The following is a 26,360-nucleotide window of genomic DNA, read 5'->3' as shown; positions in this document are numbered from 1 at the left end:
CGGGCGTTTCCGCGTGCGCGACGTCAGCCGAGACGCCGCAGCGACAGCGCCGCCCACGCGATGGGCGGGAGCGTCACGTGCAGGATGCCGTCGACCACGCGGGTCTCGAGCGTCCCCGGCTGAACGCGCTCGGGCTCCTCGAGCGTGTTGCGCGCGTAGGGGTCGTCATCGTGCAGCAGGTGCGCCTCAACGATCTCGACATCTCCGAGACCCGCGACGTCGATCTGGAGCTCGACGGCATCGCCGCGCCCGCGGTGCACGAGGAAGATCGCGCTCGCCCCGGTCTCGGCGTCGTGGGTCGCGACGGCGTCCACCGCCGGGACCGCGCCGAACTTCTCGGTCTCGATCAGCGGTGACTCGACCTGCAGGCGCACGGCGTCTCCCTGCGCGAGGCGCGAGGTGATCGCGAAGGGGAAGAACGTCGTCTGGCGCCACGACGGTCCGCCGGGCTCGGTCATGATCGGCGCGATGACGTTGACGAGCTGGGCGAGCGAGGCGGATGCCACCCGGTCGGCGTGCTTGAGCAGCGAGATCATGAGGCTGCCGAAGACGACGGCATCCAGAGCCGAGTACACGTCTTCGAGCAGGCGCGGGGCGACGGGCCAATCGTCGATGGCCGTAGGCTTCACCGAGGCGACACGGTCGATGTACCAGACGTTCCACTCGTCGAACGAGATGTCGATCCTCTTCGCGCTGCCGCGCACCGCCCCTACGTGGTCGGCGGTCGCGACGACGGCCTCGATGAAGCGGTCCATGTCGACCGACGAGGCGAGGAACGAGTCGATGTCGCCGTCGTGCTCCTGGTAGTACGCGTGGCACGAGATCATGTCGACGTCGTCGTACGTGTGCTCCAGCACGACGCGCTCCCACTCGCCGAACGTCGGCATCTGCGCGCCCGACGACCCGCACACCACGAGCTCGATCGAGGGGTCGATCTGACGCATACCCTTCGCGGTCTGCGAGGCGATCTTGCCGTAGTCGTCGGCCGAGCGGTGGCCGAGCTGCCAGGGCCCGTCCATCTCGTTGCCGAGGCACCACACCTGCACGCCGAAGGGCTCGGCGCGGCCGTTGTCGATGCGCTGCTGCGACAGGGTCGTACCCCCGGGAACGTTGCTGTACTCGAGCAGGTCGAGCGCCTCGAGAACGCCCCGGGTGCCGAGGTTGACGGCGAGCATGAGGTCGCTGCCGGCCTTGTCGAGCCAGTCCGAGAACTCGTGGAGTCCGATCTCGTTCGTCTCGGTCGAGTGCCACGCGAGGTCGAGGCGACGCGGGCGCTGCTCGCGCGGCCCCACGCTGTCCTCCCACCGGAAACCCGAGACGAAGTTGCCACCGGGGTAGCGGATCGTCGAGACCCCGAGCTCGCGCACGAGCTCGAGCACGTCGCGGCGGAAGCCCTGGTCGTCGGCCTCGGGGTGGCCGGGCTCGTAGATGCCGTCGTAGACGTGACGGCCGAGGTGTTCGACGAAGCCGCCGAACAGGCGGCGACGCACGGCCCCGATCGGGAAGCGGGGGTCGACGGTGAGTCGGGCAGCGGTCATCGGTGCTCCTAGCGTTCGACCCCCGACGCTATCGCTCTCTCCGCCGTTCGCTAAACGTTTTCGAAACCCGTCGCCGCGGCATCCGCGCGTCGCACCGAGATCACACGATCGGCGCGAGCGCACGCGTTCCGGCCGCGCGAGAACGGGTGCTTTCGCGCCGATCGTGTGATCTCGCGCGGAGAGACACCCCGCCTCAGATGACCTCGGCGCTCCACCCGTCGACGCGACCGAAGCGGAACGCCCCGATCGACACCGCCTGCTCGCGCAGGAACGGCAGCAGCTCGAGGCGCCCCGCGGTGGTGACCTCGTCGGTGTACAGCGCGAGCGACGCGTCGGCGCCGACCGTCTCGGCGACCGCCGCACGCACGGCGGCGACCGAGGCCGCCGGGCCCACGAGTCGCACACGCCCCGGGCGCGGGGCGACGATCGGCTCTTCGGCGCCGGGCTCGGCATCCGGGATGCCGCCCGCCAGGCGCTGCAGCCACTCCGCGTCGCTCTCGACCGACACCGCGATCTCGCTCTCGCCGAGCAGGTGCCGCACCGCGGCGGGGAGCCCCACCGGGGTGCTGAGCGAGAACGTCGACCCCGAGCGCACCGCCGCGACGAGCACGCGCAGCACGGCCTGCCAGGGGGCGTCGGCCGTCGCGCGCACGGCCACGTCGGCGGGACGGTACCGGCGCAGGTTGCGCTCCACGCCGAGTCGCGAGACGTCGCGCACGCGGCCGTACTCGCGGTCCCACGCCACCGCGTCCGAGAGGGCGCCGCGGCGGAGCCAGTCGAACGCCTCGTACGACAGCGTCGGCTGCGCGGCCTCGATGAGCGCGGTGATGCGGCTGTCGAGTCCGCGCAGGTGCAGCGTCGACGACGACGCCCCGCCCGTCGAGGGACGCCACGAGCCGAGGGTGACGAGCCGGTGGGGTCCGCCCGACATCGCCCCGTCGCCGACGGCGGCCTCACCCCATCCGCCGAGCGGTTCGCGCTGCACCACGGCCCCCGTGGAGGCGCGGTTCACCCGCAGCACCGCGGCCTCGACGGTGTCGAGCCAGAGGTCGAGATCGGTCGCGTCGCGCGTGTGCAGACCCGCGACGAAGCCCGAGCCGATGGCGTTCTGCAGCTCGATCGCCCGCGCGAGGGTGGGAGCGTGCAGGATGCCGAGCACCGGAACCGCCGCGGCGGCCCGGGTCAGGTGCGAGCCCGCGGTGATGCCCGTGCGCACGCCGGGCGACCAGAACCGCCCCGCCGTCTCGGGACCGAGGTCGAGCTCGCGCGGCTCCACGAGCCAGCGTTCCCCGTCGCCCAGCACGGTCAGCGCGCGCCGCGCCTCTCCGGTCGGCTCCTCGACGAGCGGTCCGACGTCGGAGAGCGGATCGTCGGCCGGTCCCACGCGCAGCGAGGACACGGCATCCTTCAGCTGCTCGGTGAACCGGCCGGAGCGCGCGACGGCCCCCACGAGGATCACGAGCGACACGGCCGTCGCCGCCTGGCCCGCGCGCGCGAAGGCCCCGGCCACGACGTCGGCGACCGCCTCGTCGAGGTCGGCGGAGGGCGCGACGATCGCGACGTTGCGCCCGGCGGTGAGGCCCTGCAGGCGCAGAGCGGGGCGCCAACCGACGAACCGCTCGGCGGTCGAGCGGGCGCCCGCGAGCAGCACGCGGTCGACGCCGGGGTGGGCGATGAGCGCCCGACCGGAGGCGTCCTCGTTGAGGTCGACGTAAGCGAGGACGTCGCGCGGCACACCGGCCGCCCAGAGCGCCTCGGCCACCACGGCCCCCGCGCGGCGCGCCCGGGGCGACGGGGTGAGCAGCACACCGGACCCCGTGGCGAGGGCCGCGAGCACCTCCCCCGCGCACAGCCCGACCGGCGAATTCCACCGTGGCGCGACGACCGTGACCCGATCGGGCACGAAGACCGCCCCGGGCACGCGGTCCAGTTCTTTCGCGGTCGAGGCGTAGTACGCGGCGGCGTCGACCGCCTGCCCCACCTCGGCGTCGGCCTCGGCCAGCAGCGCCCCGCCCTCCGACGCGAGCACCTCGATGAGCTCGGCGCGGCGGTCGGCGAGCGCGCGGGACGCCGCCTGCAGCACCCCCGCGCGGTCCGCGGCCGCGAGCGCGCCCCATGTCTCGGCGGCGTCGCGCACGCGCGCGACCACCGCGTCGAGTCCGGCCTCGTCGTCGACGCGTCCCGCGGCGGCCGTGGCGTCTCCCGCGGTCGAGCCCGCGACCCGCGCGAGCACGGACAGGGCCCACGCGCGGTCGGCGGGCACGGTCGGATCGGTGTCGGCGACGTTGCGGAAGCCGGCGGCGCCCCCGGCGAGCTCGGCGCTCTCGCGCGACGAGAACACCGCGGTGTCGACGAACGCCTGCCCGCCGAAGAGCATCTGCTGCACGTCGGGCCCGAGGGCGGAGGTGTCCTCGGATGCCGCGGCCTCGCGCGCGATGCCGAGCACGGCCTGTGTGAGGCCCGCGGCGTCGGCCTCGTCGTCGGCGGGGTCGCGCAGGATCGCCGGCTCGGCGTCGGCGCGCACGTCGCGCTGCGGCTCGCGGGAGGGCGGGAGCGGGGTGTCCGCGGCGGCGAGCGCGCGACGGGCGCGGGCGGCGACGGCGGCGGTCTCGGGCGCCGGGGCCTCGGTGTCGTCGGGGATCGGTGCGGTGTCGCCGCCGCCCGTCGCGGGGCCGTCCTCCGTGCGGTCCGCCTCCGCGGGCGCCGCGGGCGGGAGGCCGGGGGCGCCGGTGATGCGGAAGGCCGCGGCGGCCGCGAGCGGGGCCGCGACCGCGTCGAGGTCATCGGGGTGCACGACGGCCACCGTCCGCACGAAGGCGCCGTCGGGGGCCCACGCCGCCGCGTTCGGCAGCACGAGGGTGATCCCGACCCCCGCGTCGTCCCCCCACGCGAGGGCGAGCGCCGCGCGCTCCGGGTCGGCCGTGGCGACCTCGACGTGCAGTCCCTCGACAGCGCGTGCGCTCGAGGTCTCGCGCAGCACCCGCACCAGGGCCGCATCGATCTCGTCGCGGGTCGTGACCGCGGGCGCCGGCCACCCGTGGCGGGCCGAGACCGCGGCATCCGGGGTCTCGATCGGGGCGTCGTCGAGACGCACGGTGAGGCGAGCGCCGCCGTCGTGCGTGCGCGTGCGCGCCCAGGCCGCGAGCTCGCGGACCGCGTCGACCGTCTCGGCGACACCGACGGGCAAGGCGATGCCGGCCGTCATCCCGGTCAGGCGCGGCTCCTCGAGCACGCGCGTGAGCACCGCCACGGTCGCGTCGAGGTCGGCGCGGTCGCGCGCGACGAGCGTGAGGTGGGTGCCGGCGGCGTCCGCGTCGAGGAAGAGCGGCAGCACGCGCTCGGCGGCGTGCTCGACCTCGGCGTCGAACGCCCAGTCCGACCGCCCCGCCAGGGCGTCGGCGAGCGCGAACGACACCCGTTCGACGTCGTCGCGACTCACCAGGGCGCGGATGCCGTCGAACCGGCGCCGCGCGGCCGAGTCGCCGAGCACCGCGGGCCCCTCCAGCCGCAGGTCGGGGGTCCCGCCCTGCGCGGCGATCGCCGCGATGCCCGCGGACAGGCGCTCGGGCCGGGCGTCGAGCACGAGGGCGGCAAGCAGGTCGCGCAGCGCGCGCTTGGCCAGCGGCACGGCCGGGGTCGGCATGACGGGGGCCACGGCACCGCCGAGCTGAAGCGCCCCGCGCACGAACCACGGCAGCGTCGAGGGCACGTCGTCGGCGAGGCGGTGCAGAGCGGCCGCCGCGGCGGTGAGACTCTCGGGCCGCAGCACGCCGTCGACGGCGCGGGCGGTGAACGCGGCGGCGGCGGCGTCGGTGGCGAGCTCGCCCCGGGCGGCGCCGAGGGCGCGCGTCGAGAACGCGGCGATGCGGGTCGCGGCGCGCTCGGCGACGGCGGAGGAGAGCGCCGGACCGGTGGTGCGCGGGTCGTTCGTGCTCATGATCGTCAGCCTAGGGATCGCGCGCGTGGCATCCCGGCGGCCCGCCGCGCAACCCGTGGATCGGCGTGACCGGACTTCTTGCACCCGGATCAGCAATGCACGGAAAATCCTTCGCTTTTCGTCTCCTGCGTGCTTTCATGGCGGTGGGTACCCACCATTTATCCCCCCTGGATGGAAGGTCACTCCTCGTGAACCGCATATCGAAATCGGTCGTCGGCGCTGCCGCCCTCGGCCTGTTCCTGACCACCGTCGCCACCGCTCCCGCGCTGGCGCAGACCCCGGCGACCCCTCCGGGCACCGACGCCGCCGCAACCGACGGCGTCGGCACGCAGCTGCTGCAGGCGATGGCCGACGACCTCGGCACCGACGTCGCGGGCGCCGCCGACGTGCTGCGTTTCCAGGCCGACGCGGCCACGACCGCCGACGACGTCGCCGCGGTGACGGGCGACGCCTTCGCCGGCACCTGGCTCGACGAGGGCAGCCGCACCGTGTACGCCGCGGTGACGACGGATGCCGCGTCGAGCGCCGCGACCGACGCCGGCGCCGTGCCGGTCGCGGTCGAGCACTCGCTCGCCGACCTCGAGACGATCACCGCGCAGCTCGAGACGAGCGCCGTCCCCGACGTCATCCCCTCGTGGTGGATCGACGTCGCGGCGAACGACGTCGTGCTCGACGTCGTCGCCGGCGGCGACCAGGAGGCCGCCGCTTTCGTGGCGGGCCTCGACGCCCCCGCCGGCGCCGTCCGCCTCGAGACGGGCGTCGAAGCGCCCGAGACGTTCGCCACCGTCCGCGGCGGCATGGCGTACAACATCAACAACCAGAGCCGGTGCTCGGTCGGCTTCGCCGTGCAGGGCGGATTCGTCACGGCCGGCCACTGCGGCGACACGGGCGACAGCACCACGTACGGCACGTTCCAGGGCTCGTCGTTCCCCGGGAACGACTACGCCTGGGTGGCCACGCCCTCGCACACGCCGGTCGGGCAGGTCATGGACTACGCCGGCGGCGCCGTCGCGGTGAAGGGATCGACCCAGGCCGCCGTCGGCGCGACCGTCTGCCGGTCGGGCTCCACCACCGGGTGGCACTGCGGCCAGATCCAGGGCTTCAACTCGACGGTGCGCTACGCCGAGGGCTCGGTCTCGGGTCTCATCCGCACGAACGTGTGCGCCGAGCCCGGCGACTCGGGCGGCTCGCTGCTCGCCGGCAACCAGGCGCAGGGCGTCACCTCGGGCGGCTCCGGCGACTGCACGTCGGGCGGCACGACCTACTTCCAGCCGGTGAACGAGATCCTGCAGACCTACGGCCTGCGCCTGCTCACCAGCTGACCCCTCTCGGGTACCCCGGTGCCCCGGCCGCCGCGCGCGGTCGGGGCACCTCCGTCTCTCCCGGAGGCGGCCGGCCGCAACCGGGCGACGCACGAGCGCCGCCGATCGCGGGCTTTTCGCTACTGTCGGTGCAGCCCCCACCTCGACCGGAGATCCGCATGGCTCAGACCTTCACCGACCTGCCCCTCGACGAGCTGGTCGACTACCGCCCGGCGCTCGACGCACCCGACGACCTCGACGCGTTCTGGAGCGACACCCTCGCCGAGGCGCGCGCGGCGGCGGGCCCCACGGTCCTCGCCGAGGTCTCCTCCCCGGTGCGGGCGCTGCACGTGCGCGACCTGACGTTCACCGGCTTCGGCGGCGACGAGATCAAGGGCTGGGTGGTGCGCCCGCACGGCGACGAGGAGCTCCCGGCGGTGGTCGAGTTCATCGGCTACGGCGGCGGCCGCGGCCTGCCCGGCGAGAAGAGCGCGTGGGCGAACGCGGGATACGTGCACATCATCATGGACACCCGCGGGCAGGGTTCCTCCTGGAGCGTGGGCGACACCCCCGACCCGCACGGCTCGGCCGCCGCGTTCCCGGGCGTCATGACCCGCGGCATCCTGGATCCCCGCGACTACTACTACCGCCGCCTCTACACCGACGCGGCGCGCCTCATCGATGAGGTCTCCCGCCTGGACGGCGTCGACGCCTCGCGCATCGCCGTCACCGGCGGCAGCCAGGGCGGCGGACTCGCGATCGCCGCCGCGGCGCTGGCCGGCGAGACCGTGGCCGCCCTGCTTCCCGACGTGCCGTTCCTCGCCGACTTCCCGCGCGCGATCGTGCGCACCCCGCTGGCGCCTTTCACCGAGATCACGCGGTTCCTGTCGATCCACCGGGATGCCGAAGACGCGGTGCTGCGCACTCTCTCGTACGTCGACGGGGCGATCCTCGCCCGGCGCATCACCGTTCCCGCGCTGTTCTCCGTCGCACTGATGGACGACATCGTCCTCCCCTCCGGCGTCTTCGCGTCGTTCCACGCGCTGCAGTCGTCGGACGCGGCGATCGAGGTCTACCGCTACAACGGTCACGAGGGAGGCGGCTACCGCCACTTCATGAAGCAGGTCGCCTGGCTCGACGCCCGCTTCGGGCGCTGACCCCGCGGCATCCCCCGGCGGTCAGCTCCAGACGCTCGGAGCGGGACGCTTCGTCGAGGGCAGCGCGGAGCCCGCGGCCCACTCGAGCACCCACGGTTCGATGTCGGGCAGCCCCTCGGGGCGCCCGACCGCCGCGAACAGCTCGTCGTGCGGCACGGTGCCCCCGCTGCGGCGGAGGATGCGCGCGCGGATGATCGCGCGGGCGTAGATCTCCCCCTTCACCAGCGCGCGGTGCTCGAGGTACACGGCGCGGTCGTCGTGGCCGATCATGCGCGTCTCGAGCTCGAATCTCTGCCACAGCTCCAGCGAGCGGCGGAACGTGATCGTCTCGGCGGCGACGACCGCGTACCAGCCCTGTTCCGTCATGGCCGAGGTGAGTCCCGCGCGGGTGAGCAGGTCCCAGCGGCCGAGGTCGAACAGCGACAGGTATCGGCCGTTGTTCAGGTGCCGCAGCAGGTCGATGTCGGTCGGCAGCACGCGGATGCGCAGGCGCGCCACGGTGTTGGGGTCGATCGGCCCCTCACGGCGCAGTCGACGACGGGCACGGAAGAGCACGAGAAGCGTGCGCCAGAGGACGTTCACGAGGGGCGAGCGTAGCGAGTCCACGACGGATCGGCGATTGCGTTGTCAGCCTTCCACAAAGTGCCCCGGCGGGCTCCGAGCGAGCCGGTGCCGCGGGCCCGAGAGGCCCCTCTCTAGCGCATCGACGCCCGTTCCGACGCCGATTTCACCTCCGCCGCGCCCGCGCGTAGAGTCGCGCCATGACTGCGGAAACCCGAACCGACATCGTCGTCCGTCCGGTGCGCGACGTGGATGCCGAGGCCCTGGGCCGCGTGCACGCCACCTGCTGGCACGAGACCTACGACCACCTCATCAGCAAGGCGGCCCTCGAGGCCGTCTCCCCGCGTCGCATGGCGGAGCTCTGGACCCACTGGGCCGCCCAGGGCGAGGACTACCGCATGCACGCCGCCCTCGTGAACGGAGAGATCGTCGGCTTCGTCGGCTCCGGCCCCGCGCGCGACGAGGACGCCCCGCGCGAGCGCGAGCTGTACTTCATCTACCTGCTCGACGCCTTCCACGGCACCGGCATCGGCCAGCAGCTCTTCGACGCCGCCGTGGAGGAGGGCGAGGGCCTGTACCTCTGGGTCGCCGACGACAACCCGCGCGCGCACCGCTTCTACACGCGCAACGGCTTCGCGCTCGACGGCGCGTCGCACACCGAGCCGTTCCTCGGCGAGGAGCTCACCGAGGTGCGCTTCGTCCGCTGACCGTGCTGCAGATCTGGGCCCTCGACGGCATCCCTGAGATCACCCCGGGAGACGATCTCGTCGGGGTGATCCTGGATGCGGTCTCCGAGCCCCTGCAGGACGGCGACATCGTGGTCGTCACCAGCAAGATCGTCTCGAAGGCCGAGGGGCGCATCATCCACGCGTCCGATCGCGAAGACGCGATCACGCGCGAGACCGTGCGCCTCGTGGCCTCCCGCACCTCCCCCAGCGGACACGTGACCCGCATCGTCGAGAACCCTCTCGGCATCGTCTCGGCCGCCGCCGGCGTGGACGCGAGCAACACCCCCGAGGGCACCGTTCTGCTGCTGCCCGTCGACCCCGACGCGTCGGCCCGGCGCATCGCCGAGGGCCTGCGCTCGGTCGCCCGCGTGGGAGTCATCGTCACGGACACGCTCGGCCGCGCGTGGCGCGAAGGCCAGACCGATCACGCGATCGGGGCCGGCGGCATCCACGTCTTCGAAGACCTGCGCGGAACGACGGATGCCGAGGGCCGCCCGCTCGTGGTGACCCTGCCGTGCGTGGCCGACGAGCTCGCCGCGGCCACCGACCTCGTGAAGGGCAAGGCATCGCGGCGCCCCGTCGCCGTCGTGCGCGGCCGTGCCGACCTGGTGGGCGACCTGGACCTCCCCGGCGCCCGCTCGATCGTGCGGGACCCGGCGCGCGACATGTTCCGCCAGGGCGCGGATGAGGCGTACGCCGAGGGCTTCGCCGCGGGCCGCGTCGCGCGCGACTGACACCCCTCTGCCTCGCGCGCTCTGCTCTCGCCTGTACCCCCTTGTCCCACTTATAGGGGTGCTTGTCCCAGATATGGCCGGTGAGGGGAGCTTGCACCGACCATAAGTGGGACGAGGGTGGTCACGTCAGCGGATGCCGCGGGCCACGCCGCGCGAGGCTGACTCGCTCTGCCCCTCGCCCGTACCCCCTTGTCCCTCTTGTAGGGGTGCTTGTCCCAGATATGGCCGGTGAGAGGAGCTTGCACCGACCATAAGTGGGACGAGGGTGCTCACGTCAGCGGATGCCGCGGGCCACGCCGCGCGAGGCTGACTCGCTCTGCCCCTTGCCTGTACCCCCCTCGTCCCACTTATAGGGGTGCATGTCCCACATATGGCCGGTGCCAGAGGTCCGCACCGACCACAAGTGGGACAAGGGGACTCAAGCCAGCGGATGCCGCGCCCCCAGCGCGACGCCCGCACCGACCAAAAGTGGGACAAGGGGACTCAAGCCAGCGGATGCCACGCCCCAGCGCGACGCCCGCACCGACCAGAAGTGGGACGAGGGCGGATCAGCGGATGCCGCGGGCGGCGAGCGCGTCGCCCAGGTCGTCGGCGTGGCGCAGGGCGACGATGAGGAACGGCAGGGTTCCGCGCAGGAGCGACGGGCGGAGCCCGCGCGCCCGCTGGGCGTCGCGGACCTCTGCGGCGTGACGGGCCAGGACGGGGATGGTCGTGAGGGTCACCATCCACAGCAGGGCGACGCGCGCCGGGTCGATGCCGACGAGACGCAGCGGCCGCGCCCCCCTCTCGAGCGCGTCGAGCATCGCCGAGACGGGGGTCGTGAGCGGAAGCACTCCCGCGACGAGCACGGCGGCCGCCACGCGTGCGGTGTTCGCCGCGGCCGGCTCGGGTCCGAGGAAGATCAGCTGCCCCGCCGCCGTGATGGCCACCATCCAGCGGAGCGCCCACGCCTGGCCGCCGAGGGCGCGCACGCCCTCTCCGACACCCATTCCGGCCGCGGCATACACGACGAGCGGAACGCCCACCGCGACCGGCACCGCGGCCCACACCGGCGGGAGCGCCGCGACGACCACCGCCACGACCGCGAAGAGAACGAGCTTCGGGCCCGGCGGCATCCGGTGCATCCATCCCCCGCCGGGGCGGTACATCGTCAGCACGCCAGGGCCCTCTCGTAGGCGTCGACGACCTCGTCCGCGGTACCGGATGCCGCGACCCGACCGTCCGCGAAGAGCACGGCCTCCTCGCACCGGCGTGCGAGGGCGAGGTCGTGCGTGACGACGACGAGCACGTGCCCGGTGTCGGCGAGGAGGTGGTCGGCGACGGCGCAGGCGTTGCGCGCATCGAGGAACGCCGTCGGCTCGTCGGCGACGACGAGGTCGGGCGCGCGCACGAACGCACCGCACAGGGCGAGGAGCTGCTTCTGACCCCCGGACAGGTCGTAAGCGGGACGGTCGGCGAGTGCGTCCAGCCCGAAGCGTTCGAGCGACGCGGCGACGCGGCGGGCGCGTTCCTCGCGCGAGAGACGGAGGGGGCGGAGAGACAGGGCGACGTCCTCCGCGACGGTCGGCATGACGATCTGCGCGTCGGGGTTGCTGAGCACGAGGGCGACGCGACGGCGGAGAGCGGCGGCATCCTTCTCGGGGTCGAGGCCGAGCACCTCGAGGTCTCCCGACGCCCGCCGCACGAGTCCGGCGGCGAGCCGGGCGAAGGTGGATTTCCCCGAGCCGTTGTCGCCGATGATCGCGATGGTGGGGGCTCCGAGGTCGAGGGCGACATCGTGCAGCACCTCGCGGTCGCCAAGACGGGTGCTCAGCCCGCGGCAGCGTATGACGCTCACCGGACGACCTCGAACACCGCGGCGACGCCGAGGCCGCCGCCGACGGATGCCGCGGCGAGCCCCACCGTGCCCGCAGGGGCTCCCGCGCGCACGAGCCGCGAGAACAGGCGCACGACCGCCACCGCCCCGCTCGCTCCCCACGGGTGCCCCAGGGCAAGCGCGCCTCCCTCGGCGCAGACGCGCGCGTCGTCGTCGCCGAGGCCGAGGCGCGACAGCACGGCGATGCTCTGCGCGGCGAACGCTTCGACGAGTTCGATCGCGGCGACCTCGTCGAGGTCCCGCCCCGCCTGGGCGAGGACGGCCTCGATCGCGGGCGCGGCTCCGATGCCGGGGAGGGCCGGGTCGCAGCCCACGACGGCGGTGGAACGGATCGCGAGTCCCGGCGCCGACCCGGCCGGGGCGATGACGACCGCCGCCGCTCCGTCGCCGATGCGGGTCGACGTCGCGGCGGTGACCGTGCCCCCGCCCACGAGCGGCGCGAGACGGGCCCGCGCCGCCGCGGATGCGCCGATACCCTCGTCACGGTCCACTCCCGCCACGGGCACGATCTCGGCGTCGAAGCGCCCGGCCGCTCGCGCGCTCATCGCCCGCGCGTGGCTGCGCTGCGCGTAGGCGTCCTGACGGGCGCGCGACAGACCGTCGTGGGCGGCCAGGTCGTCGGCGGCGCGCAGCATGTCGGGGTCAGCGAAGCCCGCGGGGGCGAAGGGAGCTCGCGCGAAGGGCGTCCCGTCGTGCACGCGGACGGGAGCGGTCGAGGCGCTCTCGACCCCGCCCGCCACGCGGGTCCGGCCGTCGGCGCGCGTCGCCAGCGCAGCATCTCCGATCGCCGCGAGTCCGCTCCCGCACTGGCGGTCGACGGTGCCCCCGGGGACGCCGATCCCGAGGCCGGCCGCGAGGGCGGCGATGCGGCCGAGGTTGCCGCCCGGCCCCGTGCAGTTGCCGAGGACGACGTCGGCGATCGGCGGGGAGCCGGCGTCGACCACGACCGCCGCGACGACCTCGCCGGCGAGAGCGCCCGCGTCGAGGCGGGCGAGGCCGCGCCCCCGCACCGCGAGGGGGCTGCGCCGCGCCGCGACGACGACGGGGTCAGTGTCGGCCATCGCGCTCGCCCTCCATCAGCCGCGCCACCTCGGCGCGCGCGGGCTTTCCCGAGGGCGTCCGCGGGATCTCCCCGAACGCCCAGCGTCGCGGACGATGAGCGGGGGCGAGCAGGGCGGCGGCCGCGGATCGGACGGCGGCCGGGTCGGCATCCGGCCCCTCCACGAACGCGGCGATCAACGCGCCCACGCGGGGGCGCGGCATCCCGAACACGACGGCGTCGCGCACACCGGGGATCGTGCGCAGCGCCTCCTCGACCTCGGACGGGATGACGGTCGCCGAGGCGCTGAGGATCGCGTCGTCGGCCCGGCCGTGCAGGCGCAGACGTCCGTGTCGCAGCTCCGCGCGATCGCCGACGGTGGCCCACGCCCCGTCGCGACGCAGCGGGCCGGCCGCTCCGAGATAACCGGATGCCACGAACGCAGAGCGCACCCACACCTCGCCGCTCCGCACATCGAGCTCCACCGCCGGGAACGCGCGCAGACCGTCGCCGGTGTCGACGGCGACGAACGACAGTTCCGCGGCCCCGTAGTACGACACGACCCGCACGCCGGCGGCGGCGGCGCGCTCGCGCAGCGACGGGTCGAGGCGGGATCCTCCGACGAGGGCGACGCGCAGCCGCGGCAGCGAGCCGTCGTCGAGCACGGCGCGCAGACCTTCCGGCGTCGCGTGCAGGAGCGTCGCGGCGGGATCGCGCCGGAGCACCGGCCGCGGCCCGCCCTCGAGCGCGTGCGCGAGAGAGAAGAGGGTCAGCGACGACGACGCCGGGGCGGGAAGGGCGACGATGTCGTCCGGCCCCGCCCCGAGGAGCGCGCTCACCGCCGCGAACGAGTCCGTCCACGACGCGGCTGTCCGCCGCACGATGCGCGGAGCGCCGCTGCTGCCCGAGGTGAGGGTCGCCCAAGCCGTGGCATCCCCGTCGTCGATCCCGGATGCCACCCGCTCCACGCCCGCGCGCTGCTCGGCGCTCCAGCGCGGATCGGCGATCAGCACGGCATCGCCGACTTCGCGGGTCGCGGCGATGCGCTCGACGAGCCGCTCGTCGTCGCCGTCGAGGACGACGATCACGCCGTGGCGACCGCGGGCGCCGCCGCCGGTCGCGTCCACGCGCGGCGGAACCCGCGCGGGTACGCCCGCACGAGCGCGGCGACGACGGCGGTCGCGAGTGCGGCTTTGAGCAGATCGCCGGGCACGAACACGAGGCTCGTCAGCGCCGTCTCTCCGAGCGGAAGGCGGGTGACAGCGCTCTGCACGGGGATGCCGGTCGCGTAGATCGCCCCGACACCGCCCGCGATCATGGCGAGGGCGGTGCGCCACACGACGGGGCGCCGGCCTCCGGCGTGGACGAGAAGACCCACGACGATCGCCCCGAGGATCCACCCGATCGCGTAGCCCGCGGAGGGGCCGAAGAAGACGCCGAGGCCGCCGCGCCCTCCCGCGAGCAGCGGGAGGCCCGCCGCCGTGAGCGCGAGGACGACCGTCACCGACAGGGCGCCGAGCCAGGGGCCGAGCACGGCCCCCGCCAACATCACGCCGAGCGTCTGGGCGGTGATGGGCACCCCGCCGAACACGGGGAAGCTCCCGGGCAGTCCCAGCACCACGATGAGCGCGGCGAAGACGGCGACGCGGGCGAGGTCGGTCGCATCGAGGGTGCGGGTCATGGGCGCGCCTTTCCTGAACGGTGTTCACCTGAACGGCGTTCACTATACTCGGACGCATGTCACCCCGAGGACACTCCGCCGACGACGTCGCCCGGGCCGCCCTGCGGATCCTCGACGATCACGGCCTCCCCGATCTCACGATGCGCCGCCTCGCGACCACGCTCGAGGTGCAGCCGAGCGCCCTGTACTGGCACTTCCCGAACAAGCAGACCCTGCTCGCGGAGCTCTCGGACCGGATCGTCGGGCGGATGGCATCCGGAACCCCCGACGACCTGCGCGTCGAGGCGAACGCCCTTCGAGACGCCCTGCTGGCCTACCGCGACGGTGCCGAGGTGGTCTCGAGCACCCTCGCGATGGGGCTGGGATCCTCCCTCGCGCTCGACCGCCTGGCGGCGAGCGTCGTCGCGGCGGGCTTCGACGCCGACACCGCCCGCCGGGTCGCGACGACCGTGCTGCACTACGTGCTCGGCTTCGTCTGGCACGAGCAGCAGCGCCTGCAGTACGACAGCGCCGGCGCGCGCGACGGCGCCTCGGGCCTGGAGTCCGACGACTTCGCCTTCGGCCTCGACCTGATCGCGTCAGGCCTCCGCGCGCGCGTCTGAGCGCTCGCGCGCCCCCGAGATCACACGATCGGCCCGAGATCCCATCGAAGGCGGACCCGCGAAGGGGTGATCTCGCGCCGAACGTGTGATGTCGGCGGATGCGACGCGTCAGCGCTGCTTGACCTCGCCGAACAAACGGGCGATCGGCACGAGCACCGCGGGACGCGCGGCGATCCAGGCCGCGGCCATCACGACGAGGGATGCCGCGAAGATCAGCAGACCGGTCGGATCGCTCGTGTACGCCCCGGGGTCCACCGCGCCGCGGGCGGCGTACATGTGGTTCAGGTTGCGCAGGGCACCCGTGGCGAGCACGAGGGCGACGTGCACGACGATGAACGCCACGAAGAACAGCATGGTCGGGAAGTGCACCTTCCGCGCCCACTCCACCGGGTACAGCCGGTTGAGCCGCGCGGCATCCTTCGGCCAGACGCCCGAGAGCCGCACGCCGCTGACGATCGCGAGGGGCGCCGCCACGAAGGTGATGGCGAAGTACGAAAGCTGCTGCAGGCTGTTGTAGTTCACCCACCCGTTCTCGGTCGGCCAGTCGAGCGAGGCGTACTGGAGGGCGGCCGAGAGGGCGTTCGGGAAGACCTCCCACGAGGTCGGCACGATGCGCATCCACTGCCCGGTGACCACCAGCAGCACGACGAAGACGACGCCGTTCGCGATCCACAGGATGTCGAGCGCCTGGTGGAACCACAGGGCGAGACTGATGCGACGCTTCTTGTTGTTCCGCGGCGACCAGAAGGCCGCGGGCCTCTTCTCGCGGCGCACCTGCCATCCGGTGCGGATGATCAGCAGCAGGAAGAAGCTGTTGAGGAAGTGCGACCAATTCAGCCAGGCCGGAAGCCCCACGGGCGCCGAGGCGGGCAGGGGGTACTCCCCCGGGAACGCCTCGAGGAACTCCCGCCCGGGTCCGATCGCGAGCACGAAGCGCGCGAGCAGCACGACGATGCCCACGAGGGCGAGGGCGAACACGCCGAGCACCGCGGTGGAGCCGAGCAGCTGAATCGGAGAGAAGTCGCGGAGGGCGGCGGGCCCCGCCGCCGACGGTCGGGCCGCGCCTCCGGCAGGGGCGGATGCTGCGCCGGCGGGCCGTCCGGATCGGCCCTCTCGTGCGACGGCGGCGCGCCGCGCCGCGGCTCCGGGCCACACGGTGCGCCGGACGGTGAGCGGAGGGCGCGGCGCCGCGGGGCTCGCGCCCGCCGCGGGCTCGGGCGACGCGGGCGCGAGGTTGGCGGAGAGTGCCGAGCTAGCGGGTGACGGGGTGCTCGCGCCCCCCGCGGGCTCGGGCGACGCAGGCGCGGATGGGGCCCCGGGCTCGGGCGACTCGGGCGCGGACCCCGCCGACGAATCCCTCGTCGGCGCGGATACCGATCGCGCGGGCGCTCCCGATCCCGCTGCCGACGGCGCGCCCGCCGCGACGGACGCCGGCGGCCAGGGCTCTCCGCCCGCCTCGCGCGGCAGACCCCGGCGCACACCGGCGGTCGCGGCATCCGCTCCCGTGGGCGTGACGGCCACGCTCGCGGCATCAGCCCCGCGCGCGGGTTCGACGGAATCGGCGGCGAGCGGCGGAACCTCCGGCGCAGGCGTCGCCGCTGCGGTTCGGCTGCTCCGATCCGGCTCGGCCGCGGGGCGCTTTCCGGGGGCGACGGATGCCGGCGGCCAGGGCTCTCCGCCCGGCTCGCGCGGGAGACCACGGCGCACACCGACGGGCTCGGCGTCCGCCACCGCGGGCGCGATGGCCGCGCTCGGGTCGGCGGCACCCGGCTCCTCGACCGAGCCGGGCGCGGAGGGCGCGGCATCCGCCGAACGCTGCTCGGACGAGGACGACGTCGGACCGCTCGTCTCCCGCGGCCCGGATGCGACCTCCGCACCGTTCTGCGCGCTCGCGGCCGAGACGGTGCCCGGCACCGCGGCGGCGTCCGCGCCCGGCACCGCGACGTCGTCCGAATCCGCGCCGGAGACCGCGGGCGGCCACGGCTCCCCACCGGGGACGCGCGGCAGCCCGCGACGCGGGGTGCGGGGTGTGGACGCCATCTATTTCTTCGGAGCCTCGAGCGCGCTGATCAGTTGCGGGACGACGGTGAACAGATCTCCGACGATACCGAAGTCGGCGATGTCGAAGATGGGCGCCTCGGGGTTCTTGTCGACCGCTACGATCACGCCCGCCGTCTGCATGCCCGCGCGGTGCTGGATGGCCCCCGAGATGCCCAGCGCCACGTACAGCCGCGGAGAGACCGACACCCCGGTCTGCCCCACCTGCGCGGTCGCGGGCACGTATCCCGCGTCGACGGCGGCTCGAGACGCGCCGACGGCCGCGCCGAGCACGTCGGCGAGCTGCTCGACGAGGGCGAAGTCCTCTTTCGAGCCCACCCCGCGGCCCCCCGCGACGACCGCAGCGGCTCCGCGCAGCTCGGGCCGCGTCGAGGGCGCGGCGGTCTCGGAGAAGTCGTCGACCCGGGCCGAGGGGATTCCGGATGCCGACACGTCGAGGCCCCGCACCGACAGCGCTCGCGCGTCGAGGCGGCCGTCCACCGCCCCGGGGCGCAGCGTCGCGACCAGCGGCCCGAACGTGGGCGCCCCCTCGACGGTGAACGCTCCGCCGAAGGCCGAGTGGTGGGCGACGACGCCGAGGTCGTCGCGGCGGATGCCGACGACATCGGTCGCGAGCGGAAGGCGCAACCGCACCGCGAGGCGGGCCACGACGTCGCGCGACTCGATCGCGTTCGAGGCGAGCACGAGGTCGGGGCTCTCGGCGGCCACCGCCGCGGCGAGCGCGTCGACGACGGGGCCGGTCAGCGCCGTCGGGTCGACCTCGGCGGTGAGCACCCGCGCGGCCCCGAGGCCCGCTGCCTGCTCCGCGGCGCCCTCGAGCACGTCGGCCGGAGCCGCGATGACGGCGACCGGCTCTCCCACCCCGGCGGCCGCGGCCAGCAGCCCGGGCGACGAGGCGGCGAGCGCACCGGACGGCAGCACCTCGAGCAGCACCACGGCGACGCTCATCGGGCCACCCCCTCGGCGATGAGGAAGGCCGCGAGCTTCTCGCCCGCATCGCCCTCGTCGACGATCTTCGTGCCGGCCGCGCGCGGCGGCCGCTCGGCGACCGACAGCATGATGTACCGCGCCTGGGCGGGGTCGTCGGCCTCGACGCCGAGCTCGGCCGGATCCCACGTCTCGTACGGCTTCTTCTTGGCCGCCATGATGCCCTTGAACGTCGTGAAGCGTCCCTCGGGGAGCGCCTCGGTGACCGACACCACGGCGGGGAGGGATGCCGACACGCGCATCGTCCCGGCGTCGCTCACGCGGTCGCCCGACACCGTGTCGTCGGTCAGTTCGAGGCGCGACAGGGCCGTGAGCTGGGGCACGCCGAGGATCTCGGCGATCATCGCCGGAACGACTCCGCCGCCGCCGTCGGTGGAGAGGTTCCCCGCCACGACGAGGTCGAAGCCGGTGCGGCGGATGGCCGCGGCGAGCACGTCGGCGGTCAGCAGCAGGTCGGCGCCGCGCAGGGCGTCGTCGACGACGTGCACGGCCGAGGTCGCCCCCATCGCGAGGGCCTTGCGCACCGTCGCCGTGGCGGAGGCCGGAGCCATCGTGAGCACCACGACCTCGGTGCCGGGGTGCGCGTCGGCGTGGGCGAGGGCGGCCTCGACCGCGCGCTCGTCGATCTCGTCGAGCACCGGGGCCGAGGCGGAACGGTCGGTCAGCCCCGTCTCGAGGTCGAGGCGTCGTTCTCCCCACGTGTCGGGGACTTCTTTGATCAGCACCACGATCTTCATCGACCTGGCTCCTTCGGTGAGGGGGCGGATGCCGCTGCAGCGCGGCGGCGGAGGAGTTCGGGGCGCGGGGGCTTCGACGGGCTCGGCCGCCGCTCCCGCGCGGCCCCTGAGCGTGGCGAAGGGACAGGAAGCCGCGTCCCCGAGCCGGCCGAGCGGTACCGTGAATCGCGAGGAGGACCCATGCCCCGACGACTGCCGGTCGATCCGATCGCCGAAGCCAAGCGCCAGTGGCTCGCGCACGGCTGGGACGACGCGGCCGGCGGCATGACGGTCGTGACCTCGGTGATCCGCGCGCACCAGTTGCTCATGGCATCCATCGACCGCGCGTTGAAGCCCTTCGACCTGTCGTTCTCGCGCTTCGAGATGCTGCGACTGCTCGCCTTCACCCGCGAGGGGCGGATGCCGATGGCCAGCGCCATCGCACGCCTGCAGGTGCACCCCACGAGCGTGACCAACACCGTCGAGCGCTTGGCGCGCGACGGATACGTGACGCGCGAGCCGCACCCGACCGACGGCCGCGCCGCCCTGCTCGCGCTGACGGACGCCGGGCGGCACCGGGTCGACGAGGCCACGGCGGCGCTGAACGACGTGTTCGCCGACCTCGGGCTGGACGACGCGGATGCGACGGAGCTCGTGCGCATCATCGCGCGCTTCCGCAAGGGCGCGGGCGATTTCGCCGACCCCGCCCCCGTGCCCGACCCGCTCTGACCCTCGCCGGGCAGCGCGGATCCGCGGACCGCAGCGCCCGCCGGATGCCGTCGCCCCTCATCGCTCATCGGTGCGTGAACGACGGCGACCGCTTCTCGCGGAACGCCGCCATCCCCTCCTTCTGGTCGGCCGTGTCGAAGAGCGACGCGAAAGCCTGCCGCTCGAAGCGCACCCCCTCGGCGAGGGTGGACTCGAGGGCGACGTCGAGCGCCGCCTTCGCCGCGTACAGGGCGGGGAGGGGCTTCTCGGCGATCGTGCGAGCGACGCTCTCGGCCTCGTCGAGCAGCTCCGTGGCGGGCACGATGCGCGACACCAGGCCCGCGCGCTCCGCCTCGGCGGCATCGATCATGCGTCCCGTGAGCACCAGCTCCGCGGCCTTGTAGTACCCGAGGGCGCGCACGAGTCGCTGCGTCCCGCCCATGCCGGGGATCACGCCGAGCTGCACCTCGGGCTGCCCGAACCTCGCGCGATCGGAGGCGAGGATCACGTCGCACATGAGGGCGAGTTCGCATCCGCCACCCAGGGCGTAGCCCGAGACCGCGGCGATCACGGGGGTGCGGACCGCCGCGAAGCGCGCCCACGCACCGAAGTGATCGGTGAGCATCATGTCGAGGCCCGACTTCTGCTCCATCTCCTTGATGTCGGCGCCCGCCGCGAAGGCCTTCTCGCTCCCCGTCACGACGATCGCCCCCACGCCCTCGTCGGCGTCGAACGCCTCGGCGGCGGCGACGACGTCGCGCATCGACTGCGTGTCGAGGGCGTTCAGCGCCTCGGGCCGGTCGAGGGTGATCCACCCGACGCGGCCCCGCTGCTCGACGCGGATCGTCTCGTACGCGGCATCCTGATCGGTCATGTCACTCCCGTCGTGTCGTCGCGGTTGGCCCCGCTTCTGGCATGCTCGCACGCTGCTCGGCCTGCCGCGCGCCGAGATCGCACGTTCGGCCCGAGATCACGCGCAATACCGCCGCTGGAGCGTGTGAGGTCGCGCCGAACGTGTGATCTCGCGGCGCGCGTCGCGCCGCTCACGCGGCGAGGACGTTGCGTCCCACGATGAGGCGCATGATCTCGTTCGTGCCCTCGAGGATCTGATGCACCCGCAGGTCGCGCACGACCTTCTCGATGCCGTAGTCCTGCAGGTACCCGTAGCCGCCGTGCAGCTGCAGCGCCTCGTTCGCGACGCGGAAGCCCACGTCGGTCGCGAAGCGCTTGGCCATCGCGCAGCGGGTCGCGGCGTCGGGGGCCTTCGCGTCCAGAGCCTGGGCGGCATCGCGCACGAGCAGGCGCGCGGCGTCGAGCTCGGTGGCCATGTCGGCGACCGCGAAGATCACCGACTGCTTCTCACTGAGGGCCTCGCCGAACGTGAAACGCTCGTGCACGTAGGCGATCGCGCGGTCGAGCGCCCACCGCGCCCCGCCGAGCGAGCAGGTGGCGATGTTCAGGCGCCCGCCGTTGAGCGCCGTCATCGCGATCGAGAACCCGCGGCCCTCGCCGCCGAGCAGGTTCTCGACCGGAACGCGCACCTCGTCGAGGATGACGGGGCGGGTGGGTTGGGCGTTCCACCCCATCTTCTTCTCGTTGGGTCCGAACGACAGCCCCTCGGCGTCGGCCGGCACGAGGAAGGCGCTGATCCCGCGCGCCCCCGGCTCTCCGGTGCGCGCCATGACGACGTAGACGGAGGCCTCACCGGCGCCCGAGATGAACTGCTTCACGCCCGTGAGCACGTAGGTGTCGCCGTGGCGGATCGCCGAGGTCGTGATGGCGGCGGCATCCGAGCCCGCTCCCGGCTCGGTGAGGCAGTAGGCCCCGAGATCGTCCATCGCGATCAGCGACGGCAGCCATCGCTCCCGCTGGGCGGCGGTTCCGTAGGTGTCGATCATCCACGCGACCATGTTGTGGATCGTGATGTAGGCCGTCACGGTGGGGTCGCCGTAGGCGAGCTCCTCGAAGATCGCCACCGCGTCCGCGCGCGACAGCCCGGCGCCGCCCACGTCGTCGTTGACGTAGACGCCGCCGAGACCCAGCTCCCCGGCGCGGCGCAGGACGTCGCGGGGGAAGTGCTTCTCGGCATCCCACTCGAGGGTGTGCGGGGCGAACTCGGTCGCGGCGAAGTCGCGCACGGCGTCGAGGATCGCGGCGCGCTCGTCGGCGGACAGGGTGCTGACCGGCGAGGCGTCGAGCGCGGGGCAGGGGTGGTGTCCATGCGGCTCTCCTTCGTGAGGCGACGGCGTCGTCGCCCGCTCAGATTACCTGGACGTCCTACTAAATGGTAGGCCCCACGACTACCAGCCGTCGATGAACTGCGCTTACGGGATCATCCGGCGGACACGCCGAAGAGAGCGCCTACGGCGTAGGTCGCGGCGAGCGCGAGCGCCCCGCCGATCACCGTGCGCAACACGGCCCGGCCGCGCCGCGCCCCGCCGATGTAGGCCGCGACGTACCCGGTGACGGCGAGGGCGATGAGCACGGCGACGAACGTCAACGGCACCCGGATCTCGACCGGGGCGAAGAGGATCGTGGCCAGCGGCAGCAGGGCGCCGATCGTGAACGCCACCGCCGAGGCGATCGCCGCCGCCCACGGGCTCACGACGTCGTCGGCGTCGATGTTGAGCTCGACCGCGAGGTGGGCTTTGAGGGCGTCGGATGCCGTGAGCTCGGTCGCGACGCGCGTCGCGGTGTCGCGAGAGAGTCCCTGAGCCTCGTACATGCCGACGAGCTCCGCGAGCTCGGCGTCGGGGTCTTCGGCGAGCTCGCGCTTCTCTTTCTGGATGAGCGCGTGCTCGCTGTCGCGCTGGCTCGACACCGAGACGTACTCGCCCAGCGCCATCGAGATCGCGCCACCGACGAGGGCCGCGAGACCGGCGATCAGCACGGGACCCGTGTCGCTCGTCGCCCCCGCGACGCCGACCACGACCGCCGCGGTCGAGACGATGCCGTCGTTGGCGCCGAGGACTCCGGCCCTCAGCCAGTTCAGGCGCTGCGAGAGGCCCTGGCGGTGCGGTTCGTCGGCGTGCGCGCCGTTCGCGGTGGTCATGGCGTCAGGGTAATCCTGCTCGCCCGCGCGTCGGGGGTCTTGCGCCGCGCGGCCACGGATGTTCCGGGAGGGACGTTCCCCCCTCGTTCACCCGGGAGTCACCGCCGCGCGACACGATTGCCGCGGCGCCGCCCCCGCGGCATCCTCGTGCGCCGTTCGCGACGCGTGAGTTCCCCCCTGCATCCGAGGACACAGCCATGCCTTCGCCCCTTCTCCGCCGCGCGGTCGCGTTCAGTGCGACCACCGCGGCGGTCTGCGCTCTCGCCCTGTCGAGTGCCACCGCGGCATCCGCCGCTCTCGTCGCCGATCCCGTGCGCGACACCGCCGCCGACAGCGCGGTGACGCTGCGCCCGCTCGGCTCGTACGAGACCGGCGTGTTCGACCAGTCCGCCGCCGAGATCGTGCACGCCTACAAGAACCGCCTGTTCGTCGTGAACGCGCGGGCCGGCGCCGTCGACGTGCTCGACAACAGCAACCCCGCCGCTCCCGCGAAGCTCTACGCCATCGCCGGCACGGGCGTCGCCAACTCGCTCGCCGTGCGCGCCGACGGCCTCGGCGTGATCGCCCTCGAGGCCGCCGACAAGACCGCGCCCGGCCGCCTGGTGTTCTTCGACGCGGATGCCGCCGAGCCGACGATCCTCGGCGAGGTCACCGTGGGCGCCCTGCCCGACATGGTGTCGATCTCGGCCGACGGCGCTTTCGCCGTCGTCGCGAACGAGGGCGAGCCCGCCGACGACTTCTCCACCGACCCCGAGGGCTCGGTCGGCGTCGTCGCGCTCCCCGCCGAGAAGGCCGCGCCGGGGCAGGATGCCGTTCGCACGGCCGGCTTCGGAGCCTTCGAGCAGGGCGGGTCGAAGCCCCTCGACCCCGCCGTGCGCGTGTTCGGCCCCGACGTCGCCGCTCCCGACCAGGGCTCCACGCCCCTCGCCGCGAACCGCGTGAGCCGCAACCTCGAGCCCGAGTTCGTCACGATCGCCGGTTCCACCGCCTACGTCGCCCTGCAGGAGGCCAACGCCGTCGCGACGGTCGATCTCGCCTCGGCGGAGGTCACCGGCATCCGTTCGCTCGGCTTCAAGGACTACGGTGTCGAGACGCTCGACGCGAGCGACCGCGACCCGAAGGACGCGCCCACCTACAACCAGAAGAGCTACCCGGGCCTGTTCGGCATGTACATGCCCGACGGCATCCAGGCCTACGAGGCGGGCGGCGAGACCTACCTCGTCACCGCCAACGAGGGCGACGGCCGCGAGTGGGGCGACTTCACCGACACCGCCCGCGTGAAGGACCTCGGCTCCGACGGTCTCGCCCCGGTGTGCGCCGACAGCCCGCTCGCCGGCTCGCTCGGCGACGCCGACCTCGGCCGCCTGAACGTCGCGACCGACATGGGTCTCAACGCCGACGGCACCTGCTACTCCGAGCTGTACACGTTCGGCGGCCGCGGCTTCTCGGTCTGGACGACCGACGGCGCGCAGGTCTTCGACTCCGGCTCCGACTTCGAGCGCATCACGCACGACGCGAACCCCGACTTCTTCAACTCGAACCACTCGGCCTCGAACCTCGAGGGCCGCAGCGACGACAAGGGCCCCGAGCCCGAGAACCTCGCGATCGGCGTGGTCGACGGCCGCACGTACGCCTTCATCGGCCTCGAGCGCGTCGGCGGCGTGATGACCTACGACATCACCGACCCGCGGAACGCGACCTACGCCGGATACGTCGACAACCGCGACTTCTCGGTCTCGGTCGAAGACCAGCTCACGGGAGACGAGACCGCCGACCGCGAGCTGCTGTCGAAGGCCGGCGACCTCGGCGCCGAGGGCGTCGAGTTCATCTCGGCCGCGGACTCCCCCACCGGGCGCCCCCTCGTGGCGGTGGGCAACGAGGTCTCGGGCACCACCACCGTGTTCGCGGTCGAGAACCCGAACGTGAAGAACATCGACATCCTCACGATCAACGACTTCCACGGTCGCCTCGAGGCCGGCTCCCAGGGCGAGGCCGGCGCGGCCGTCATCGCCGGCGCGGTGAAGGCGAAGGAGGCCGCGAACCCGAACACGCTGTTCGTCTCCGCGGGTGACAACATCGGCGCGTCGACCTTCACCTCGCTCATCCAGGACGACTCCCCCACGATCGACACGCTGAAGGCGTCGGGCCTCGACGTCTCGGCCGTCGGCAACCACGAGTTCGACCGCGGCTTCGCCGACCTCACCGACCGCGTGCTCCCCGAGTACGGCGGCGGGGAGTTCGGCCTCGGCGCGAACGTCTACAAGAAGGGCACGAAGGAGCCCGAGCTGCAGGAGTACGCGGTGAAGGACGTCGACGGCGTGCGCGTCGCCTTCATCGGCACCGTGACGCCGGACACCGCGACCATGGTCGACCCGGCCGGTATCGCCGACCTCGACTTCGGCGACCAGCTCGAAGCGGCGAACCGCGTGGCCGACGAGATCACGGCCGGCGACCTGGCCGACGTGATCGTGCTGCTCACGCACTCCGGCGCCGCCACGTCGAACGACTGCGCCGCCCTCACGGCCGACCAGGCCGGATTCGGCGCGCTCGCCGTCAACGCCTCGCCCGAGATCGACGCGATCGTTTCGGCGCACACGCACCAGACGTACGCGTGCGACCTGCCCGTGGCCGGCACCGACCGCACCCGCCCCGTGATCCAGGCCTCGGAGTACGGCAAGGCCATGGGCCAGCTGTCGCTGAACTGGGACACGCGGACCGACTCCCTGGCATCCGTCTCGGGCACGACGTTCCCGCTCGCGGGCGCGTTCCCCGCGGACGCCGACATCGCGGCGAAGGTCGCCGGCTACGTCGCGCAGGCCGACGTCATCGGCGCGAAGCCGGTCGGCGAGATCAGCGGAGACATCCTGCGCGGCGGCACCCCCTCGGGTGCGGATCGCGGCGTGGAGTCGTCGATGGGGAACTGGGTGGCCGACGTGTACCTGTGGGCGACGTCTCAGAACCCCGCCTACGCCGGGACGAAAGCCCAGATCGCGCTGATGAACCCGGGCGGCCTCCGCGCCGACCTGCTGAAGGGCGACGACGGGGTGGTCACCTACAAGGAGGCCGCGCTCGTGCAGCCCTTCGCCAACACCCTCGTGACGGTGACGCTGACGGGTGAGCAGATCCGCGGCATCCTGAACGAGCAGTGGAAGGCCGAGGGCGACCGCCCGAAGCTGCACCTGGGCGTGTCCGACGGCTTCACGTACACGTACACGCAGGACCCGGCGAACCCGCGCGTCGGTTCGGTCGTCTCGATGGCCTACCAGGGCCGCGCGATCGCCGACACCGACACGTTCACGGTCGTGACGAACTCGTTCCTCGTCAACGGCGGAGACGGCTTCCCGACCTTCGCCGCCGGAACCGACCGCACCGACACGGGCCAGATCGACCTCGACGCGACGCTGTCGTACTTCGAGGCGACGCCGATCGTCGACCCCGCGCCGCTCGGTCGCGCGGTGCTCGCGACGGATGCCGCGCCCGAGCCCGGCCAGCCGAGCGCCGAGCCGACCCCGGCTCCCGCTCCGGGTGAGCCCGAAGCGCAGCCGGGTCGCCCCGCGGGCAACCCGGGCAGCGGTCTCGCCAACACCGGCGTCGAGGCCCCGTGGGGCATCGCCCTCGCGGGTGGTTTCCTCGTGGTCGCGGGTGGACTCGCGTTCGCCCTGCGGCGCCGCCGCTCGGTCTGACG

At 73.6% G+C, this 26,360-nt stretch carries 21 protein-coding genes; 7 read left to right on the top strand and 14 right to left on the bottom strand.

Annotated elements, in window-relative coordinates:
• Positions 1 to 23: 23 nt before the first annotated feature.
• Positions 24 to 1,538 carry an alpha-N-arabinofuranosidase gene (locus tag AB1K56_RS15885; RefSeq protein WP_371206444.1) on the bottom strand — a complete coding sequence of 505 codons (1,515 nt, stop codon included), beginning with the start codon at positions 1,536 to 1,538 and terminating at the stop codon, positions 24 to 26.
• 193 nt (positions 1,539 to 1,731) lie between these two features.
• Positions 1,732 to 5,475, bottom strand: a complete 3,744-nt coding sequence (locus AB1K56_RS15880) for an aldehyde dehydrogenase family protein (RefSeq protein ID WP_371206442.1) — start codon at positions 5,473 to 5,475, stop codon at positions 1,732 to 1,734.
• 188 nt (positions 5,476 to 5,663) lie between these two features.
• On the opposite strand from AB1K56_RS15880, the gene AB1K56_RS15875 reads away from it, so the two are divergent.
• A complete protein-coding gene (locus AB1K56_RS15875; RefSeq protein WP_371206441.1) occupies positions 5,664 to 6,797 on the top strand; it encodes a S1 family peptidase in 1,134 nt (377 codons plus the stop codon).
• Between the two features lie 158 nt (positions 6,798 to 6,955).
• The gene (locus tag AB1K56_RS15870; RefSeq protein WP_371206440.1) at positions 6,956 to 7,933 is read left to right on the top strand and encodes an acetylxylan esterase; all 978 of its coding nucleotides are present in this window, start codon (positions 6,956 to 6,958) and stop codon (positions 7,931 to 7,933) included.
• A gap of 21 nt (positions 7,934 to 7,954) precedes the next feature.
• Here the strand turns inward: AB1K56_RS15870 and AB1K56_RS15865 are convergent, their stop codons facing one another.
• On the bottom strand, positions 7,955 to 8,515 hold the full coding sequence (locus AB1K56_RS15865) for an acyl-CoA thioesterase (RefSeq protein ID WP_136587286.1): 561 nt from the start codon (positions 8,513 to 8,515) through the stop codon (positions 7,955 to 7,957).
• Positions 8,516 to 8,694: 179 nt separating this feature from the next.
• Here AB1K56_RS15865 and AB1K56_RS15860 point away from each other — a divergent pair, with 179 nt between their 5' ends.
• Positions 8,695 to 9,201: a GNAT family N-acetyltransferase gene (locus tag AB1K56_RS15860; RefSeq protein ID WP_136587285.1), complete on the top strand. Its 507-nt coding sequence runs from the start codon at positions 8,695 to 8,697 to the stop codon at positions 9,199 to 9,201.
• A 2-nt stretch (positions 9,202 to 9,203) separates the two neighbouring features.
• Positions 9,204 to 9,956: a coenzyme F420-0:L-glutamate ligase gene (cofE, locus tag AB1K56_RS15855; protein ID WP_371206439.1), complete on the top strand. Its 753-nt coding sequence runs from the start codon at positions 9,204 to 9,206 to the stop codon at positions 9,954 to 9,956.
• A gap of 548 nt (positions 9,957 to 10,504) precedes the next feature.
• Here cofE and AB1K56_RS15850 read toward each other — a convergent pair.
• The 5 genes from AB1K56_RS15850 to AB1K56_RS15830 are packed head-to-tail and all read right to left on the bottom strand — an operon-like array spanning position 10,505 to position 14,552.
• Complete coding sequence (locus tag AB1K56_RS15850; protein ID WP_371206438.1) at positions 10,505 to 11,113, bottom strand: CbiQ family ECF transporter T component; 609 nt, start codon at positions 11,111 to 11,113, stop codon at positions 10,505 to 10,507.
• The gene (locus AB1K56_RS15845) at positions 11,107 to 11,793 is read right to left on the bottom strand and encodes an energy-coupling factor ABC transporter ATP-binding protein (RefSeq protein ID WP_371206437.1); all 687 of its coding nucleotides are present in this window, start codon (positions 11,791 to 11,793) and stop codon (positions 11,107 to 11,109) included. The genes AB1K56_RS15850 and AB1K56_RS15845 overlap by 7 nt, the downstream gene beginning before the upstream one ends.
• On the bottom strand, positions 11,790 to 12,893 hold the full coding sequence (locus AB1K56_RS15840; protein WP_371206436.1) for an acetyl-CoA C-acyltransferase: 1,104 nt from the start codon (positions 12,891 to 12,893) through the stop codon (positions 11,790 to 11,792). The genes AB1K56_RS15845 and AB1K56_RS15840 overlap by 4 nt, the downstream gene beginning before the upstream one ends.
• Positions 12,880 to 13,998: an AMP-binding protein gene (locus tag AB1K56_RS15835; protein ID WP_371206435.1), complete on the bottom strand. Its 1,119-nt coding sequence runs from the start codon at positions 13,996 to 13,998 to the stop codon at positions 12,880 to 12,882. Before AB1K56_RS15835 ends, AB1K56_RS15840 begins: the two co-directional genes overlap by 14 nt.
• Positions 13,956 to 14,552 carry a biotin transporter BioY gene (locus tag AB1K56_RS15830; RefSeq protein WP_371206434.1) on the bottom strand — a complete coding sequence of 199 codons (597 nt, stop codon included), beginning with the start codon at positions 14,550 to 14,552 and terminating at the stop codon, positions 13,956 to 13,958. The genes AB1K56_RS15835 and AB1K56_RS15830 overlap by 43 nt, the downstream gene beginning before the upstream one ends.
• Positions 14,553 to 14,608: 56 nt before the next feature.
• Between AB1K56_RS15830 and AB1K56_RS15825 the strand changes: the two genes are divergently transcribed.
• Positions 14,609 to 15,154, top strand: coding sequence for a TetR/AcrR family transcriptional regulator C-terminal domain-containing protein (locus tag AB1K56_RS15825; RefSeq protein ID WP_371206433.1), 546 nt, complete (start codon positions 14,609 to 14,611; stop codon positions 15,152 to 15,154).
• Between the two features lie 108 nt (positions 15,155 to 15,262).
• Here the strand turns inward: AB1K56_RS15825 and AB1K56_RS15820 are convergent, their stop codons facing one another.
• From AB1K56_RS15820 to AB1K56_RS15810, 3 genes are read right to left on the bottom strand one after another with little or no spacing between them, the layout of a single operon-like run.
• Positions 15,263 to 17,194 carry a cytochrome b/b6 domain-containing protein gene (locus tag AB1K56_RS15820; RefSeq protein ID WP_371206432.1) on the bottom strand — a complete coding sequence of 644 codons (1,932 nt, stop codon included), beginning with the start codon at positions 17,192 to 17,194 and terminating at the stop codon, positions 15,263 to 15,265.
• Positions 17,195 to 18,160, bottom strand: coding sequence for an electron transfer flavoprotein subunit alpha/FixB family protein (locus tag AB1K56_RS15815; RefSeq protein WP_371206431.1), 966 nt, complete (start codon positions 18,158 to 18,160; stop codon positions 17,195 to 17,197).
• A complete protein-coding gene (locus tag AB1K56_RS15810) occupies positions 18,157 to 18,936 on the bottom strand; it encodes an electron transfer flavoprotein subunit beta (RefSeq protein WP_371206430.1) in 780 nt (259 codons plus the stop codon). The genes AB1K56_RS15815 and AB1K56_RS15810 overlap by 4 nt, the downstream gene beginning before the upstream one ends.
• A gap of 180 nt (positions 18,937 to 19,116) precedes the next feature.
• On the opposite strand from AB1K56_RS15810, the gene AB1K56_RS15805 reads away from it, so the two are divergent.
• The gene (locus tag AB1K56_RS15805) at positions 19,117 to 19,644 is read left to right on the top strand and encodes a MarR family winged helix-turn-helix transcriptional regulator (protein WP_371206429.1); all 528 of its coding nucleotides are present in this window, start codon (positions 19,117 to 19,119) and stop codon (positions 19,642 to 19,644) included.
• Between the two features lie 64 nt (positions 19,645 to 19,708).
• On the opposite strand, the gene AB1K56_RS15800 is transcribed toward AB1K56_RS15805, so the two are convergent.
• From AB1K56_RS15800 to AB1K56_RS15790, 3 genes are all read right to left on the bottom strand, one after another.
• Positions 19,709 to 20,497 carry an enoyl-CoA hydratase-related protein gene (locus tag AB1K56_RS15800; protein WP_371206428.1) on the bottom strand — a complete coding sequence of 263 codons (789 nt, stop codon included), beginning with the start codon at positions 20,495 to 20,497 and terminating at the stop codon, positions 19,709 to 19,711.
• 169 nt (positions 20,498 to 20,666) lie between these two features.
• Positions 20,667 to 21,797, bottom strand: coding sequence for an acyl-CoA dehydrogenase family protein (locus tag AB1K56_RS15795; RefSeq protein ID WP_371206549.1), 1,131 nt, complete (start codon positions 21,795 to 21,797; stop codon positions 20,667 to 20,669).
• A 158-nt stretch (positions 21,798 to 21,955) separates the two neighbouring features.
• Positions 21,956 to 22,675, bottom strand: coding sequence for a VIT family protein (locus AB1K56_RS15790; protein WP_371206427.1), 720 nt, complete (start codon positions 22,673 to 22,675; stop codon positions 21,956 to 21,958).
• Between the two features lie 197 nt (positions 22,676 to 22,872).
• On the opposite strand from AB1K56_RS15790, the gene AB1K56_RS15785 reads away from it, so the two are divergent.
• Positions 22,873 to 26,358, top strand: a complete 3,486-nt coding sequence (locus tag AB1K56_RS15785) for a choice-of-anchor I family protein (protein WP_371206426.1) — start codon at positions 22,873 to 22,875, stop codon at positions 26,356 to 26,358.
• The last annotated feature ends 2 nt before the right edge of the window (positions 26,359 to 26,360 follow it).

The sequence above is a fragment of the Microbacterium sp. BWR-S6Y genome (genome assembly GCF_041379845.1).
GTDB lineage: Bacteria > Actinomycetota > Actinomycetes > Actinomycetales > Microbacteriaceae > Microbacterium > Microbacterium hydrothermale.
This window is presented reverse-complemented; position numbering and strand designations above follow the sequence as displayed.

Coding starts and splice junctions, on each gene's coding strand:
- AB1K56_RS15820 (WP_371206432.1), bottom strand. CDS start 17,194: ATGGCGTCCACACCCCGCACCCCGCGTCGCGGGCTGCCGCGCGTCCCC.
- AB1K56_RS15785 (WP_371206426.1), top strand. CDS start 22,873: ATGCCTTCGCCCCTTCTCCGCCGCGCGGTCGCGTTCAGTGCGACCACC.
- AB1K56_RS15805 (WP_371206429.1), top strand. CDS start 19,117: ATGCCCCGACGACTGCCGGTCGATCCGATCGCCGAAGCCAAGCGCCAG.
- AB1K56_RS15815 (WP_371206431.1), bottom strand. CDS start 18,160: ATGAGCGTCGCCGTGGTGCTGCTCGAGGTGCTGCCGTCCGGTGCGCTC.
- AB1K56_RS15790 (WP_371206427.1), bottom strand. CDS start 22,675: ATGACCACCGCGAACGGCGCGCACGCCGACGAACCGCACCGCCAGGGC.
- AB1K56_RS15840 (WP_371206436.1), bottom strand. CDS start 12,893: ATGGCCGACACTGACCCCGTCGTCGTCGCGGCGCGGCGCAGCCCCCTC.
- AB1K56_RS15830 (WP_371206434.1), bottom strand. CDS start 14,552: ATGACCCGCACCCTCGATGCGACCGACCTCGCCCGCGTCGCCGTCTTC.
- AB1K56_RS15825 (WP_371206433.1), top strand. CDS start 14,609: ATGTCACCCCGAGGACACTCCGCCGACGACGTCGCCCGGGCCGCCCTG.
- AB1K56_RS15880 (WP_371206442.1), bottom strand. CDS start 5,475: ATGAGCACGAACGACCCGCGCACCACCGGTCCGGCGCTCTCCTCCGCC.
- AB1K56_RS15810 (WP_371206430.1), bottom strand. CDS start 18,936: ATGAAGATCGTGGTGCTGATCAAAGAAGTCCCCGACACGTGGGGAGAA.
- AB1K56_RS15870 (WP_371206440.1), top strand. CDS start 6,956: ATGGCTCAGACCTTCACCGACCTGCCCCTCGACGAGCTGGTCGACTAC.
- AB1K56_RS15800 (WP_371206428.1), bottom strand. CDS start 20,497: ATGACCGATCAGGATGCCGCGTACGAGACGATCCGCGTCGAGCAGCGG.
- AB1K56_RS15885 (WP_371206444.1), bottom strand. CDS start 1,538: ATGACCGCTGCCCGACTCACCGTCGACCCCCGCTTCCCGATCGGGGCC.
- AB1K56_RS15860 (WP_136587285.1), top strand. CDS start 8,695: ATGACTGCGGAAACCCGAACCGACATCGTCGTCCGTCCGGTGCGCGAC.